This is a genomic window from Chromobacterium vaccinii, assembly GCF_000971335.1.
Lineage (GTDB): Bacteria > Pseudomonadota > Gammaproteobacteria > Burkholderiales > Chromobacteriaceae > Chromobacterium > Chromobacterium vaccinii.
Genome location: NZ_JZJL01000005.1, coordinates 113,082 through 129,221 on the forward strand (window position 1 = coordinate 113,082; position 16,140 = coordinate 129,221).

Genomic DNA, 16,140 nt, shown 5'->3' on the forward strand with positions numbered 1-16,140 from the left:
GAGGGCGAGTAGGCATGATTAAATGAAAATGATTCCTAATACGAATCTGCAATGTTACCATGCAAACTCCATGAAGAAACCACGCCGCGGCGTGACGCCGTCAATTTTTTCCGCGCGCGGCCACTGAGCCGCGCTTCTCGAACCACTGCGTTGATAACATGAAAAAATCGCCCATCTTCGTCGATTTCAGCCTGCTCAGGCTCAATCCTCATTTCCGCTCCATTTTCATCGCCCGGATGATTTCGGTGTTCGCCTTCGGCATCCTGATGGTGGCGGTGCCGGTGCAGATCCATCAACTCACCGGTTCCACGCTGCAGGTGGGCGCGGCGATGGCGCTGGACGGCATCGGCATGTTCGCCGGCCTGATGTGCGGCGGCGTGCTGGCCGACCGCATGGACCGCCGTCGCTTGATCCTGCTGGGCCGGACTTCTTGCGGCCTGGGCTTTCTGGCGCTGGCCTTGAACGGCTTCATGACCAACCCGTCGGTGACGGCGCTGTATGTGGTGTCCACCTGGGACGGTTTCTTCAGCGGCATCGGCATCACCTCGCTGATGGCGTCGATTCCGGTCATCGTCGGCCGCGAGAATCTGCCCGCCGCCGGCGCGCTGAGCATGCTGACCGTGCGCTTCGGCGCGGTGCTGTCGCCGCTCTTGGGCGGCTTGATCATCACCGCCGCAGGCGTCAATTGGAACTACCTGCTCGCCGGCATCGGCACGCTGGCCACGCTGATTCCGCTGACCCGCCTGCCGTCGCTGAAGCCGCAAAACGCCGAACCGTCGCACCCGCTGCGGTCCTTGATGGAAGGCTTTGAATTCCTGTGGCAGAACAAGGTGGTCGGCGCGGTGGTGGCGGTGGGCACGCTGCAGACGTTGCTGAGCGCGGTGCGGGTGCTATACCCGTCGCTGGCCGAGGATGGCTACGGCGGCGGCGCGTTCGAAGTCGGCCTGATGTATTCGGCGGTGCCGCTGGGCGCGATGCTGGGCGCCTTCACCAGTGGCTGGGTGGGCGGGTTGAGCCGTCCCGGCGCGATGATGCTGGCCTGCGTGACCGCCTCGTCGCTGGCCATCGCATCCTTGGGAGCCTTCACCCACCTGGCTTACGGCCTGGCGGCGCTGGTGGTGCTGGGCTATCTGGGCTCCATCGCCTCGTTGCTGCAGTTCACGCTGGTGCAGGGCCAGACGCCGGACCACCTTCTGGGCCGCGTCAACAGCCTGTGGAACGCCCAGGACGTGGTGGGCGACAGCCTGGGCGCGCTGGGTCTGGGCGCGCTGGCGCGGGCCTTGGCGCCGCTGATGGCGGTGGCCTGGTTCGGCGCGGGCGCGGCCGCGGCGGGTTTGCTGATGTGCGTGGGCTTTGGTTCCTTGCGCCGCCTTTCCGGCGGCAAGCCGGAGCAGGCCGAAGGCGAACCGGCGGAGCAGGCGGCGGGGTCTTGAGCTTCGCGCGCCGAGCCATGAAAAAAGCGGACTTCGGTCCGCTTTTTTATTGTCGCCGCTCGGGCGGTTTTCAGCCGAACTGCTTGCGCAGCCGCGCCAGCAGATTGCGCGCGCTGTAGTAGTCCAGGCGGAAGGTGTCCAGGCCGGCGGCGTACACCTGCCTGGCCTTCACCGCCGGATTGCCGGCCAGGAAGGGATTGGCCAGCACCTGCGGCACCTGGTCCTGGTCGGCGTTGAACAGGATCATCGATTTGCCTTGCAGGCCGTCGGCGAACTTCTCGCCGGTCAGCTGGATGATGTCGTGACGCACGCCCATGCTGGTATTGCCTTTGACGCTGTCCGGCGCGGTGGCCAATTCAAAGCCCAGCGACTGCAGCAGCTTGCCCTGCGCCGATTGCGGGGTCCACAGATTGGCGCCGGAGCCATCCTCGTAATAAACCAATGCCGCCGTCGGCTGCGGCGGCAGCTTCAGCGCGGTTTTCACCTGTGCCGCTTCGGCGTCGAAGCCGGCGATGGCGGCGCGGGCATCGGCCTCGCGGCCGCTGGCCCGGCCCAACAGCGTCGCCAGCTCCTGCCAGCTCTTGTCGTCGTAATTCACCACCAGGGTCGGGGCCATCTGGCTCAGCTGTTCGTACAGTTTCAGCGCGGAGTCGCCGCCGGTGCCGGCCATCACGATCAGGTCCGGCTGGGCGGCGATGATGGCCTCGGCGTTGGGTTCGCCCTGGTACAGCGGCGTCACGCCGCGTTGCTTGGCCACCGCGCTCCACTGGGTGAAGAAGCCTTGCTCGTCGGTGACTTTGGAATGGGCGGCGCTGGCCCCGCTGGCGACCACCGGCGCGTTGATGGCGAGCAGGGTGCCGGTCAGCGTCACGCTGGTGGAGACGATGCGTTGCGGCATCTTGTCCAGCGTCAGCTTGCCCTTGGGCGTGTCCAGCGTGCGCGGCCAGCCGGCGGAAGCGGCTGCCGCGTCTTCGGATTGGGCCGGGGCGTCGCAAGCGCTGAGCAGCGCGGCGAGGCCGGCTGCGGCGGCCAGGCGCAGCGCGTCGCGGCGCGTGGCGTGGAGGAGCGGCATGGAGTGTTTCCTTTGCATTCGAGAGCGTCCGGCGATTTTATTGCAAGTGATAAGTATTATCATTAACATTGTCGCCGATGCCAAGATTCCCGTCTCACATCGGGGAATTTGCCTGCAAGCTCTTGCGAGCGGCGGATGGGCGCGGGCGCTGCGCCTGGCTTGTACGCCGTTCGACTTCTGGACTCGATTGAGCCCGAAGCAGGAGCCGCCAAGTCCGCTTCTCGATGACTGCATGCGTCCGCGTGAGCAGCTTCAGGGGGCTTGATGGTCCCCGCTTTCGCGGCTGGAATGCACTGAAATATGCGGATATTGACGGTTGTTGCGATGGCGGCGGGCTTGGCCGGCTGCAGGGGGACGGAGCCAGCGCCGGAGGCGGACAAGCCGCCCGAAGTGGGGGTGGTGAAGCTGGAGACGAAAGACGTGGCGATACGGGCCGAATTGGCTGGCCGCACCGTCGCCTACCGCAGCGCCGAAGTCAGGCCGCAGGTGAACGGCATCGTGCTGAAACGGCATTTCACCGAGGGCAGCCTGGTCAAGGCCGGCGACCTGCTGTACCAGATCGATCCGGCCGGCTATCAGGCGGCTTTGCAGCAAGCGGAGGCGACATTGGCCTCCGCCCGCGCCGCGTTGGGCAGCCTGAAGGGACGCGCCGAACGCTATGCCGAATTGGCCAAGATAGACGGGGTCAGCCGCCAGGAGCGCGAGGAGGCGGACGCCGATTACCGCAAGGGCCTGGCGGCGGTAAAAGCCGGCGAGGCGGCGGTGGCGGCGGCCAGGGTGGACCTATCCCGCACCCGCGTGCTGGCGCCGATTTCCGGCCGCATCGGCCGCTCCGCCATCAGCGAGGGCGCGCTGGTCACGGCAGGCCAGAGCGCGGCGCTGGCCACCATCCAGCAGCTGGACCCGATGTATGTCGACATCGTCCAGTCCAGCCAGGATCTGCTGGCCTTCAAGCGCCGGCAGGCCGAAGGCGAGCTTGAGCCAGCCGGCGCCGCCGCCAGGCTCAAGCTGGAGGACGGCGCGCCATACCGGCATGCCGGCAAGCTGCGCTTCACCGAATTGAATGTGGACCGCGTCTCCGGCGCGGTGACCTTGCGCGCCGAATTCCCCAATCCCGAAGGCCTGCTGCTGCCCGGAATGTATGTGCGCGCCGAGCTGGAGCAGGGCGTGCGCCGCCAGGCGGTATTGGCGCCGCAGCAAGGCGTGGCGCGCGATGACAAGGGCCGCGCCACCGCGCTGGTGCTGGGCGCCGGCGGCAAGGTGGAACAGCGGATATTGACGACCGAGGGCACCCACGGCGCTTACTGGCTGGTGACGACGGGGCTGAAAGCCGACGACAGGCTGATCGTCGACGGCCTGCAGCGCGCCCGCCCGGGAGAGGCGGCGACGCCGGTGGCCTTGCCGGCCCAGGCCGGAAGGGGCTGAGCGATGCTGGCGCGTTTCTTCATAGACCGCCCGGTGTTCGCCTGGGTGCTGGCCATCGTCATCATGCTGGCCGGCCTGTTCGCCTTGCGCGCGCTGCCGGTGTCGCAATATCCGGACATCGCCCCGCCGACGGTGATGGTCAGCGCCAGCTACCCCGGCGCGTCCGCCCAGGTGGTGGAGACCAGCGTGATCCAGGTGCTGGAGCAGGAGTTGAAGGGCCTGGACAATCTGATGTATTTCAGTTCCACCAGCTCCTCGTCCGGCCAGGCCGAGATCATGCTCACCTTCCGCCAGGGCGCCAACGCCGACACCGCTCAGGTGCAGGTGCAGAACAAGGTCAGCCAGATGCTGGCGCGGCTGCCGCAGCAGGTGCAGCAGAACGGCTTGTCGGTGCAGAAGATGCAGGGCGACTTCCTGCTGATCGCTTCCTTTTACGATGTCAGCGGTCAGCGCGGCGATACCGATATCGCCGACTGGCTGGCCAGCAATGTGCAGGACCCGCTGAGCCGGGTGGACGGCGTCGGCTCGGTGCGGGCCTTCGGCGCGCCGTACGCGATGCGCGTGTGGCTGGACCCGCACAAGCTCAACAGCTACGGTCTGATCCCATCAGACGTCAGCGCCGCCATCTCCAAGCAGAACACCGAAGTGTCGGTCGGCGAGCTGGGCGCCTTGCCGTCGCCGCCGGGCCAGCAGCTGAACGCGATGGTCACCGCCTGGTCGCGGCTGTCCACGCCGGAGCAGTTCCGCGGCATCGTGCTCAAGGCGCTGCCGGACGGCGGCGCGGTGCGGCTGGGCGACGTGGCGCGGGTAGAGCTGGGGCAGGAGGATTACAGCAGCAGCTCGCGGCTGAACGGCCATCCGGCCTCTGGCCTGGCGGTGATGCTGGCGCCGGGCGCCAACGCGTTGGCCACCGCTGAGGCGGTGAAGGCGCGCGTCGTCGAGCTGGAGCGCAACTTCCCGCCAGGCATCCGCGTCGCCTATCCGGAGGACACCACCCACTTTGTCCGGCTGTCGATACGCGCGGTGATGGAGACGCTGCTGGAGGCGGTGGCGCTGGTGGTGCTGGTGATGTATGTGTTCCTGCGCAACTGGCGCGCGACGCTGATTCCGGCGCTGACGGTGCCGGTGGTGCTGCTGGGCACCTTCGGCGTGCTGGCGGCGGCCGGCTTCGGCATCAACACGCTGACGCTGTTCGGCATGGTGCTGGCCATCGGCCTGCTGGTGGACGACGCCATCGTGGTGGTGGAAAACGTCGAGCGGGTGATGAGCGAGGAGGGGCTGGACGCGCGCGCGGCCACCGTCCGCTCGATGGGCGAGATCGGCGGCGCGCTGGTCGGCATCGGCCTGGTGCTGGGCGCGGTGTTCCTGCCGATGGCTTTCTTCGGCGGCTCGGTCGGCGTCATCTATCGCCAGTTCTCGATCACTATCGTCGCGGCGATGGCCTTGTCGGTGCTGACCGCGCTGACCTTGACGCCGGCCTTGTGCGCGACGCTGCTGCGGCCGCATGCGCCGTCCGAGCGCGGCCCGCTGGCGGCGTTCGAGCGCCGCTTCAATCATTTGCAGTCCGCCTACGCCGGCCGCTGGCTGCCGGCCTGGCTGCGTCGCCCTTTGCGCGGTGGTTTGGTCTACCTGGCGCTGGCGGCCGGCCTGGCGGCGGTGTATCCACGGCTGCCGACGGCCTTCATTCCGGATGAAGACCAGGGCACGGTGATGGCGCAGTTCACGCTGCCCGCCGGCGCCACCCATGAGCGCGCGGACAAGGTGGCGCGAGCGGTGGAAAAGCATTTTCTGGAGACCGAGAAGGCTAATGTCGAGTCGGTGTACATGCTGTCCGGCTTCAGCTTCGGCGGCTCCGGCCAGAATGCCGGCATGGCCTTCGTCGCGTTGAAGGACTGGTCGAAACGGCGCGGGGCGGAGAACAGCGCCCAGGCGATAGCCGACCGCGCCACCGCCGCGCTGGCCTCGCAGCGGGACGCCGAGGTGTTCGGCATGGTGCTGCCGCCTATCGGCGGGCTGGGCCAGACCAATGGTTTCGAATTCTGGCTGCAGGACGCGTCGGGCCAGGGCCGCGAGCATCTCGCCAAAGCGCGCGACCAGCTGCTGAAGACGGCCCAGGGCGACGATAGGCTGAGCGCGGTGCGCTCCGGCGCAGCCGACGACAAGCCGCAATTGCGGCTGGATGTGGACCAGAGCAAGGCCGTGGCGCTGGGGCTGGACCCGGCCAATGTCGCCGACACGCTGGGCGCCGCCTGGGGCGGGCGCTATATCAATGATTTCATCGACCGCGGCCGGGTGAAGAAGGTGATGATGCAGGCCGACGCGCCGTATCGTTCCAAGCCCGAGGATCTGGGCCTGTGGTTCGTCCGCGGCGCTGACGGCACGATGACGCCGTTTTCTGCCTTCGCCCGCGCGCGCTGGGAATATGGCCCGGCGCAGCTGAACCGCTACAACGGTTTGCCGGCGCTGCCCTTGTCGGGCTCGGCCGCCGCCGGCGTCAGTTCCGGCGAGGCGATGAAGGCGGTGGAGGCGATAGCCGGCAAGCTGCCGGGCACGCAGTACGAGTGGAGCGGCCTGTCTTATCAGGATCGGCTGTCCAGCGGCCAGACGCCGCTGCTGTACGCGGTGTCGATATTGTTCGTCTTCCTGTGCCTGGCGGCGCTGTACGAAAGCTGGCTGGTGCCGTGCGCCGCCATGACGGCGATTCCGCTGGGCGTGCTGGGCGCGGTGCTGGCGGTGATGGCTCGCGGCCTGTCCAACGACATCTATTTCCAGGTGGGTTTGCTGACGACGATGGGCCTGTCGGCCAAGAACGCCATCCTGATCATCGAGTTCGCCGAGGCGGCGATCCGGCGCGGCGACGATGCGCTGAGCGCGGCGCTGGCCGCCGCCCGCCAGCGGCTGCGGCCTATCCTGATGACTTCGCTGGCCTTCGGCGTCGGCGTTGCGCCGCTGGTCTGGGCCGGCGGGCCGGGGGCCGGCAGCCAGAACGCGATAGGCGCGGCGGTGCTGGGCGGCGTGGTGTCGGCCACGCTGCTGACGCTGTTCTTCGTGCCGCTGGCGCATCTGCTGATACGCGGCCTGGCCGGCCGCGTCGCGCAGCGGCGTTTGAAACTGGCGGAGGCGCGCGGATGAAACCAATCCCCATTTTGCTGGTTTGCGTAGGCCTGGCCGCTTGCGCCGCGCCGCAGCCGGATTACCGGCGGCCCGCCGCGCCGGTGCCGGCGCATTGGCCGGCGGCGGACGCGGAAAGCGGACAGGCCGATGTGGCCTGGCGGCGCTTCTTCGTCGACGAGGGCCTGCGCGAAACCATCGCCCAGGCGCTGGCGAATAACCGCGATTTGCGCGCAGCGGTCGCCAATGTGCAGGCGGCGCGGGCGCAGTATCGGGTGCAGGACGCGGCGCGGCTGCCGACCGTGCAGCTGCAGGGCAACGCCAACCGCCAGCTCACTCGCGGCGGCGATCCGTCGCTGGCGGCTGACAGCCGCGGCGTCAGCGCAGGGTTAGGTGTCAGCGCGTTCGAGCTGGACCTGTTCGGCCGCGTGAAGAGCTTGAGCGACGCGCAGTGGCGACGCTATCTGGCCAGCGAAGCCGGCGCGCAGGCGGCGCGGGTCAGCCTGATCTCGGAAACCGCCAATGCTTATTTGACCTTGGCCGCCGACCGCAGCCAGTTGGCCGCGGCGCGGGCGACGCTGCAAAGCGCCGAGCGCTCGCTGGCGCTGACGCGCGAGCGGCTGCGCCTGGGCGCGGCTTCGGCGCTGGACGTCAGCGCGATGAATACCGTGGCGCAGCAGGCGCGGGCCGATGTCGCCCGTTACCAGGGGCTGGCGGAACGGGACAGGCTGGCGTTGCAATTGCTGGTCGGCGCGGAGCTTGGCGAGGCGAGGCTGCCGGCGGCGCTGGAGGACAAGCCTTACACGCTGGCGGCGCTGCCGGTGGACGCGCCGGCCGATGCCTTGCTGCGCCGGCCGGACGTCCGCCAGGCGGAAAACCTGCTGCGGGCCGCCCATGCGGATGTAGACGCCGCGCGGGCGGGGCTGTGGCCCAGGCTGGGACTCAGCGCCAGCTCAGGACTCAGCGGCGTGACGCTGGCCGGTCTGCTGAACGCGCCTGCGCGGGCCTTGAGCCTGGCGCTGGACGCCAGTTTGCCATTATTGGATGGCGGAGCGGCCAAGGCCGGCGCGGACCAGGCGGAGGCGCAGCGGCTGGCGGCGCTGGCCGCTTACGAGAAAGCCCTGCAGAGCGGGTTTCGCGAAGTGGCCGACGCCTTGAGCCAGCGCCAGGCGCTGGCGGAGGAGAGGCAGGCGCGGCAGGCGACGCTCGCCAGCGCGGAAGCGTCGCTGCGGCTGGCGGAAGCGCGCTATCGGCAAGGGCTGGACGGCTATCTGAGCCTGCTGGAGGCTCAACGGACGGCGCAAGCGGCGCGCCAGCAGTGGATCAGCGCCAGCCTGGCCGAGGGGGAGAACATGGCGGCGTTGTATCGCGCGCTGGGCGGTGGTCTGGAGGGATAGCGCGGGTGAGAGGCCGGGCCGTCAGTTCTGGATGTCCAGCCGCGGCAGTTGCTCGCCGGCCATCTGGTTTTCCGGGAAGTAGGGGAAGATCAGTTCTATCCTGACGCCGTCCGGATCGTCGATGAACAACTGGTGCTCGCCCAGCTCCGGCACCACGCGCTCGTGGAAGTTTTGCCCCAGCGACAGCAGCCGCATTTGCATGTCCATCAGATTTTGCCCGCGCAGCGCGATGTGGTCGACGCGGCCGGAGCCGGCCCTGGCTGCGCGGCCGCCCAGATATGCTTCCAGTTCGGCATTGTCCGCGCTTGCCGCCACCAAGTGCAGCACCGGCCTGCCGCCGGCGTACAACCATTTCCCGGCAAAGCGGAAACCCGGGCGCGGGCCGTCGCTCAGGCCCAGCACCCGCTGATAGAAGGCCGCGCTGGTTTCCAGGTTGGCGGCGCGTATCGTGAAATGGTCGATTCCCTGGATGTTCATCGCGATCCCTCCTGCGCCGCCGGGGCGGCGCGATAAAGTCACAGCCGGGTGATGACGGCGTCGGCCGGCAAGCGGGACTTTGGCAACTTGGCGTTGAAGTCTTTGTCCGAGCGGCGGCCCAGCGCGACGATCACCGAGGCGACCAGTCCCTTCTCCCGCAATCCCAATTCCTCGCTCAGCGCTCGCTGGTCGAAGCCTTCTATCGGGCAGGCGTCGATTTCTAGCGCCGATGCGCCCAGCAGAAGGGTGCCGACGGCCAGGTAAACCTGCTTTTCCAGCCAATGCGAGGCGTCGCGCAGTTCGAAGCGATGCATGTCGGCGAAGAGCGAGCGTGTCTTGAGCTGGCCTGCGCGGGCTTCGGCGCCGGCGAAGCGGCCGTCGCGCTCTTCCTGGTCCAGCAGCGTCTGCAGGTAGGCATCGTCCAGCGCGATGCGGGTGCAGAATACCACCACGTGGGAGGCGTTGAGCACCTTGGCCTGGTTGAAGGCATAGCCGTCGGCGGTGGCCTTGGCGACGCGGGCCTTGCCTTCTTCGCTGCCGGCGATGAAGAAATGCCAGGGCTGGGAGTTGGTGGACGAGGGGCTGTGGCGCAGCAGCGTTTCGATCTGCTCCAACTGATCCGGGCTCAGCGTGAAGTCGGGATCGAAGGCTTTGGTGGTGTAGCGGGTTTTGGCGTAGTGGGCGATGTTCATGGTGTTTGCCTTGGGTGTCTGTGATCGGTTGGCCTCCGTTTTCGGTTCGCGCGGGATAGGAGGCCCAGTTAATGCATGATCCTTTGCAAACTGCGAGAGAAAAACTAGTTCTTACCAGAATCACTTACTTGGTTTTTTTGAAAATGGCCGAAAACGCGCCGGATCTTTCGGCTCACGGGCTCAAGCGGTCTGTCCGTCCAGCCATGCCTGGTCGAGCTCCCGCATTCGCTTGAACCACTGTTTCTTCATGTATTCCAGGTAGGCGGGCGGAGCCTTGGCGAAATCATTTTCATCCTGGTAGCAGCCGGGCAGCGGCGGTTCGAACAGCGAGCCGCCTTCGCGGCGCAGCAAGTCGCGTTGGGCGCCGGCGCTGCAGTCTGCTGGGAGGCGCAGGCCTTCCACCTCTCCTGTTTTCTGATCTCGGTTGCGCACGCCGTAGCGGTCGGCGCCGCGCAGGCCGAACTTGCCCTTGCCGGCGTGCAGGATCAGCTTGTACTCGTTGGGGCTGACGTCGCTGGTGCAGGTCTGGCGATAAGCCAGCGCCACCGCGCGCGCGCCGTCCCGGCCCAGTATAGGGAAGCTTACTGCCGGTAGGTCGAATTCCGCGCTGGCATCGAACAGGCATTGATCCACGCCGTCATTCAGCGCCCACAGGCGTTTGGGGCGTCCCGCGTCCACGCGGTATTGCGCCGCGTACAGGCGCGACGATTCGGTTTCGTCGCTGGCTCGGTCCTCATGGGTTTCGCCCAGCACCAGCAGATTGTCGCCTGCGCTGTCCCGCCAGCTATAGGCCGCCACCAGCTTGCCCTTGACCTCCACGCCCTTGGGAATGGTAGCCGCCCGGCTGACCGGGCCTGGCTTCGCCGGGACCTCGGCGGCAGGTTGCGCGCCGCCTTGTCCATGGCAGCCGGCCAAGGCCAATAGCAGGGCGGCAAGAGGGGGGCGGGCGGGAAAACGGCGCATATTCGAATCCGTAGGCAAACGAAAGGCCGGAATATTACGCAATCCGCGAAGACGGGAAAAGTCTGTTCTTTCAATGGATATGTCGGGAGCGAAAAACGGAGGCGGTTTATTTTATCGATATATATGTTCGTACATGGACGGTTGCCGAATGAGCGAATTTATTGATGGATTCTGGTTTGGGGTTTGGTGATATGATTCGTTTTTCTTAAAACCTCCTAAAGCGTAATTTGTAGCTATATGAACAGTTTTATTTCTGATTATATCGACTCGAATCTGCGCAGGCGGCAGAGGAAACGCCCCGCAGGCGGAAGACTGCCGGGTGGGCGATGACGGGCATCAATTTCCAAAGCGACAGGTTTTACGCGACCAACGCGTCATTCACCGCCACCGACGCGGTGATGGAATTCACCCGGCCGCTGCGCAGCCTGAAAATCGCTTATTTCACTTTCGATCGGCATTACGCTGATGGCTCCCGCATCGCCCTGACCAATTCTCCGGACTGGATCCAGCATTATTGGCGGCAGGAAATGTTCCAGCTGGCGGTGTTCGAAAAGGATTCGGACAATTTCACCGACGGCTACGTGTTCTGGAACTGGCTGAACCGCGAGCCCATTTATTCGGCGGCGGCGCTGTTCGGCATTGACAACGGCGTGACGCTGATCGAGCGCAGCGAGGGCTACTGCGACTTCTTCCACTTCGGCTCGGTTTACGACAACAGCGTCAACAATGACTATCTGGCCGGCAAGATGGCTTATCTGCATCAGTTCGTCTCGCTGTTCAAGTACAAGCTGCACGACGTGATCGAATCCGCCGGCCATGACCGGATCTACCTGCCGGAATCGGCCAAAGGCAAGCTGATCCTGGACAGCGACATCAACCACGACATGCTGGTTTCCGACTTCTACAGCCTGATGGACCGCCGCGATGTGTCGCGCATCTATCTGGGAGACTCGGACCATAACGCCTACCTGACCAAGAAGGAAGTGGCGCTGATGCGCGAACTGGTGGGCGGGGCGTCCTGTGCCGAAGCGGCCGTTTCGCTGGACATCACCAGCGACGCGGTCAACAAACACATCAAGAATATCAAGGAGCGGCTCAATTGCCGGTCGCTGTGCCAGCTGGGCTTTGTGATCGGCAAGCTGAGCGCGCGCAATATTTACCCCTTTTCCGTGGCGAGTGGTGCAAGCAAATGAAGATATGGCTGGACACGATAGACATTGACGCCATCCGCAAGGCCCAGGCCATGGGCGTGCTGTCCGGCGTGACGACCAATCCGTCGATCCTGGCGACGTCCAACCGGGATGTGGAGGCGGTGCTGGGCGAGATACTGGATGCCCAGAGCGGTCCGCTGGCGGTGCAGGTGGCGGCGCGCGGACTGGACGGCATGCTGGCGCAGGCTAGGCGCATCGCCGGCATCAGTCCCAGGATGGTTGTCAAGATTCCGGCGGCGGGGGATGGCTTCCGCGCGATGTCTATTCTCGAACGCGAGGGCATCTCCACGCTGGCGACCACCATTTTCGAGACCCGGCAGCTGGCGCTGGCGGCGCTGGCCGGCGCCAGCTACGCGGCGCCCTATGTGAACCGGATAGAGCTTTCCACCGGCAACGCCTTCGAGGTGCTGGAGCAGTCGCAGCGGCTGTTGGACGCTTACGGCTACAAGACCGCCATCCTGGCGGCGGCGGTTAAAACGGTGGATCAGTTCCTGCGCTGCGCGCAAACCGGGGTGGCCGCGGCCACGCTGCCGGTGGAGGTGTTCCAGCAGCTCCACGCGTCCAGCGAGGACATCGAGCAAAGCCTGCGCAAGTTCGACGCGGCATGGCAGAGCAACGGGCTGACGCGGGACGCCGCGCTGTTCAAGGCGTGAGAAGGCAAGAAAGCAAATGATGAATCGTGATGACGCGCTGTTGAAGAAAACCATCATTCTGGTGACCTGCACCTTCTTCCTGTGGGGCATGTCCTACGGCTTGCTGGATGTGCTGAACAAGCATTTCCAGCAGGCGATGCGGTTGTCCAAGGCGGATTCCGGCTGGCTGCAGACCGCTTATTTCCTGGCCTATTTCGTGATCGCCATCCCGGCGGCCTTGTTCAACGAGCGCTTCGGCTACAAGCGCGGGCTGATCGCCGGCTTGTGCTTCTTCGCCGTCGGCGCGCTGTTGTTCATCCCGTCGCTGCTGAACGCCAGCTTCCTGGCCTTCGTGCTGTCGCTGTTCGTGCTGGCTTGCGGGTCGGGCTTCCTGGAAACCACCGCCAACCCCTATATTTCTCTGCTGGGGGACGAGAACCGTTCCGAGCGGCGGCTGAACATGGCCCAGGCTTTTTGCGGACTGGGCACCGTGGTGGGGCCGTTGATCGGCGGAGCCTTCTTCTTCAAGCTGGGCAATAGCGCGCCCTCTGGCGCGCAGCACGACATGGTGATGCAGGTCTATGCATGGATCGCCGCATTCGTGGCGCTGCTGGCGCTGGCCATCGCCAGAACGCCGATGCCGGATGCGGGACGGTATGAGGCCGCCGCCAGAGAGGAAGGGCGGCCGCTGATCCGCAACGGGCGCTTCGTGTTCGGGGTGCTGGCGCAGTTCCTCTACGTGGCGGCGCAGGTGGGGATCGGGGCCTTCTTCATCAATTACGCGATGGAGAGCGGCATGCGGCTGAACGCGCAGTCGGCGGCCTGGTTGCTGTCGCTGGCGATGATGCTGTTCATGGCGGGGCGCTTCGTCGGCACTTTTGCCATCGGCCGGCTGTCCGCAGGCCGATTGCTGATGCTGTTCGCCTTTGCCGACATCCTGCTGTCGCTGGTGGTGGTGACCATGGGCGGCGTAATCGCGGTGGGCGCGCTGACCTTGATGTTCTTCTTCATGTCCATCATGTTTCCCACCATTTTCTCGCTGGCGATCAAGGGACTGGAGCGCCAGACCAAGCGCGCGAGCTCCATCCTGGCGATGTCGGTGAGCGGCGGGGCCGTTTATCCCTATTTGATGGGTTATGTGTCCGATCATTACGGCACGCCGCTGGCGTATGCGATCCCCTTGGCCAGCTTCATCGTGATCTTCCTGTACAGCGTGTATCTGGAGAAAGAGAAGACCGCTCAGGTTGTGGTTGGCTCGATTTGAGGGAATGGGCGCAAGGAAGCCGGCGAAAGCCGGCTTTATTCGTTTTGGCGCGCGAATTTTCGCTGTTGCTCGGCTTTTGGGACAGGAAGAAGAAAGACTACAGAAATCTGTACTTATTTGCCGGCGCGGCATGGGATATCTTGGCGTCGTATGATTTTTTTCATGCTGCACGGCAGTTTGATTCAGTACTGAACGATGCAGGAAAATCCCACCAGGAGCAACAGTGATGAATCCAAGCAGACTTGTCAAGGAAATAGCGGACGATGATTATGCTCTGGATGTGATTCAGGGCGATCAGGTGCTGGTCACCAGCCCGGTGATCGTCGGCGCAAAAGGATCGGAATGGGAAGGCTCGCTGGTATTCACCAAGGAATACCTGCTTTCCCTGATGCAGCTGGGGCTGAAGCACCGGCTGTTGAATCCGGACGATATCCATACCCCCTCCCTGTGACGGCGTAGCCAGTCCGATTACAACCGGAACGGACTGGCGTCACACCTGGCGTTGCGGCGCGATGTCCGCGTGGCGGCGAAGCGCGCCAGCTTGCCAACTGCCATGTAGCTTCCCCCCTAGCCAGCGTAGCCTGGCGCTTGTATCCCTAAGCACTCTCACCCCGTCAGCGCGGGCGCTGCCTCTCGCTTGCGTCCAGCCTTCCCGGCAATACCCGCCGTCGTTGGACGGCATTCGCGTGCTGCGAATGGTCTCGACAAAGGCCTGCGTCCATTTCCGCTGTCAGATATGGGGTTGTGCGGCCTGACAATTATGTGGCGAATGCGGCACCTGTTCTAAAGGACGGATTTGGTGCGGCGCAATGCATCAAGGCGCGACCAGATGATTATTGATTTTCAGCGTTTTTAAACCCGCCACAGCTAGCGCCAGGACATAAGCATTTTTACTTGGTATTTTTCATTTTAGTGATGTGTAAATGAAATTAGGTAAACGTTTACAAATGCGGCGTTAAGAAATATTGCGATGGATGTCCGGCACTAATTAGGATTCTTCATGCAAAGTAAAGCATTTGCTCTGCATTGCAGTGGCATAAAGGCCGGAATATTCCATTGGCAGATCGGATGGCCGGCGCTTGCATTGATTTATTTCTTACGCAGGGAATAAAACATGAAATTGATAAAAGCCACGCTTCCCGCTTCAATATTGCTCATTGCTTGCCAGCAGCAGGCATGGGCGGCGGATACCGTGCCGCAATTCAGCGACGTGGTGTATACGGAGATGTCCCCGGATAACGAGTCCACCATCCAGAAAATCGTGACGTCGGACGCATTTTTCAAACCATGGGCGTCATTGGCGCATTATCTCGGTTATGGCTGGGTAGGCGGCAATACCAACGGCAATACCGCGGTGGGCAAGGAGTTTGAATACCGGCGCATCGACACCATGTTGGACAATCTGTCGATGCCGGACAATAAATACCGCTACATGATGAATGCCAAGTACGATCCGAAAGGGCCGGGCGGGTATTGGGCCGATAAGCGTTTCCGCATGGCCTTTTCCAACATCCAGTGGATGATGGAGCCGGACGACATGAAACTGGGTTCGCCGGAGCTGTACAACAAGAAGCCGCTGAAAGTGGTGACGGTGGTGCTGGAAAATCACAGCGATCAGTCCGACACCGGCGTGGCCAACCTGAAATACGATTCCACGGTCAGCTGGTCCAAAGCCGACAAGATCAGCGTCAGCGGCAAGGTGACGATGACCAACAAGTGGACGGGCGGCTTGCCGCTGATCGGCGGGGCCGAGACCTCGGTGGCTGTGGAGATCGCTTCCGGGGCGGACTGGACCACCACCAACGGCACCAGCAGCACCACTTCGCAGACCGCGGAATACCGGGCGGTGCTGCCGCCCAAGAGCAAGCGGCTGATCACGCTGACGCTGTTCGAGCAGAAGGCCAACATTCCGTACACCTCCAAGATGTTCCTGACCTACGAGGCGGAGTTGTACAACTTCCTGCGCTACAGCGACAATGCGCTGAACGGCCATCCGTCCAACCGTCCGTTCTATCTGAGCAAGTTCGGCGGCAAGGACGGCCTGAACGGCGCGCAGGACCTGCTGTCGCAATACCTGAACCCGGCGACGTCGAAATGGGATTGGCCTTGGACGGTGAACCAGTACTCGCGCAGCACCATCGAGTACTACATCGGCTCGATTTCCAAGCGCAAGTTCAAGCAGCAGTTCACCGGGGTGTTCAGCGCGGTGGACTCCACGGCTTACACCATCACGGCCGGTCCGGTGGGGCCGCTGAGCGCGCAGGCGCAGACCGCCCGCTCGGCCAGCCTGGGCGCGGCGGCCTCCGGCGGGATCCAGTATCGCGTGGTGAGCGGGGACCTGAAGGATGTGCCGGGCCGCTTGAAGAACCTGCGCTTCACGGTGGGCAAGCCGCAGGCCGCGCCGTCCGCCGCATCGCCGCTAAGGTGATCAGACCCAGAAGGGATTGATTTGCCGCAACAGCG

13 protein-coding genes are annotated in these 16,140 nt (G+C 64.5%); 9 read left to right on the forward strand and 4 right to left on the reverse strand.

The annotated features are described in order from the left end of the window. Positions 1-158: 158 nt before the first annotated feature. On the forward strand, positions 159-1,433 hold the full coding sequence (gene entS / locus VL52_RS04085) for an enterobactin transporter EntS (protein WP_021478464.1): 1,275 nt from the start codon (positions 159-161) through the stop codon (positions 1,431-1,433). Positions 1,434-1,503: 70 nt separating this feature from the next. Here entS and fepB read toward each other — a convergent pair whose 3' ends face one another. Beyond that, entirely contained in the window at positions 1,504-2,505 is a 1,002-nt protein-coding gene (gene fepB / locus VL52_RS04090) for a Fe2+-enterobactin ABC transporter substrate-binding protein (RefSeq protein ID WP_052729111.1), read from the reverse strand. 300 nt (positions 2,506-2,805) lie between these two features. Between fepB and VL52_RS04095 the strand changes: the two genes are divergently transcribed. From VL52_RS04095 to VL52_RS04105, 3 genes are read left to right on the forward strand one after another with little or no spacing between them, the layout of a single operon-like run. Next, positions 2,806-3,930: an efflux RND transporter periplasmic adaptor subunit gene (locus VL52_RS04095; protein WP_052729113.1), complete on the forward strand. Its 1,125-nt coding sequence runs from the start codon at positions 2,806-2,808 to the stop codon at positions 3,928-3,930. Positions 3,931-3,933: 3 nt separating this feature from the next. Next, the gene (locus VL52_RS04100) at positions 3,934-7,062 is read left to right on the forward strand and encodes an efflux RND transporter permease subunit (RefSeq protein ID WP_046155831.1); all 3,129 of its coding nucleotides are present in this window, start codon (positions 3,934-3,936) and stop codon (positions 7,060-7,062) included. Next, positions 7,059-8,438: an efflux transporter outer membrane subunit gene (locus tag VL52_RS04105; RefSeq protein ID WP_046155832.1), complete on the forward strand. Its 1,380-nt coding sequence runs from the start codon at positions 7,059-7,061 to the stop codon at positions 8,436-8,438. The genes VL52_RS04100 and VL52_RS04105 overlap by 4 nt, the downstream gene beginning before the upstream one ends. Positions 8,439-8,459: 21 nt before the next feature. Here the strand turns inward: VL52_RS04105 and VL52_RS04110 are convergent, their stop codons facing one another. The 3 genes from VL52_RS04110 to VL52_RS04120 form a co-directional block, all read right to left on the reverse strand. Continuing rightward, entirely contained in the window at positions 8,460-8,915 is a 456-nt protein-coding gene (locus tag VL52_RS04110) for a VOC family protein (RefSeq protein ID WP_046155833.1), read from the reverse strand. Positions 8,916-8,953: 38 nt separating this feature from the next. Next, positions 8,954-9,607 (reverse strand): oxygen-insensitive NAD(P)H nitroreductase, encoded by a 654-nt coding sequence (gene nfsB / locus VL52_RS04115; RefSeq protein ID WP_046155834.1) that lies wholly within the window; start codon positions 9,605-9,607, stop codon positions 8,954-8,956. Between the two features lie 180 nt (positions 9,608-9,787). Next, positions 9,788-10,570, reverse strand: coding sequence for a M949_RS01915 family surface polysaccharide biosynthesis protein (locus tag VL52_RS04120; protein WP_046155835.1), 783 nt, complete (start codon positions 10,568-10,570; stop codon positions 9,788-9,790). A gap of 326 nt (positions 10,571-10,896) precedes the next feature. Between VL52_RS04120 and VL52_RS04125 the strand changes: the two genes are divergently transcribed. The 5 genes from VL52_RS04125 (at position 10,897) to VL52_RS04150 (ending at position 16,105) form a co-directional block, all read left to right on the forward strand. Next, positions 10,897-11,763 (forward strand): helix-turn-helix transcriptional regulator, encoded by an 867-nt coding sequence (locus VL52_RS04125; protein ID WP_046155836.1) that lies wholly within the window; start codon positions 10,897-10,899, stop codon positions 11,761-11,763. Continuing rightward, positions 11,760-12,434, forward strand: a complete 675-nt coding sequence (locus VL52_RS04130) for a transaldolase family protein (protein WP_046155837.1) — start codon at positions 11,760-11,762, stop codon at positions 12,432-12,434. The genes VL52_RS04125 and VL52_RS04130 overlap by 4 nt, the downstream gene beginning before the upstream one ends. Positions 12,435-12,450: 16 nt before the next feature. Continuing rightward, positions 12,451-13,677, forward strand: a complete 1,227-nt coding sequence (locus VL52_RS04135; RefSeq protein ID WP_046155838.1) for a sugar MFS transporter — start codon at positions 12,451-12,453, stop codon at positions 13,675-13,677. Between the two features lie 226 nt (positions 13,678-13,903). Next, positions 13,904-14,128: a hypothetical protein gene (locus VL52_RS04145; protein WP_046155840.1), complete on the forward strand. Its 225-nt coding sequence runs from the start codon at positions 13,904-13,906 to the stop codon at positions 14,126-14,128. A gap of 663 nt (positions 14,129-14,791) precedes the next feature. After that, the gene (locus tag VL52_RS04150; RefSeq protein ID WP_082113612.1) at positions 14,792-16,105 is read left to right on the forward strand and encodes an aerolysin family beta-barrel pore-forming toxin; all 1,314 of its coding nucleotides are present in this window, start codon (positions 14,792-14,794) and stop codon (positions 16,103-16,105) included. Positions 16,106-16,140: the final 35 nt, after the last annotated feature.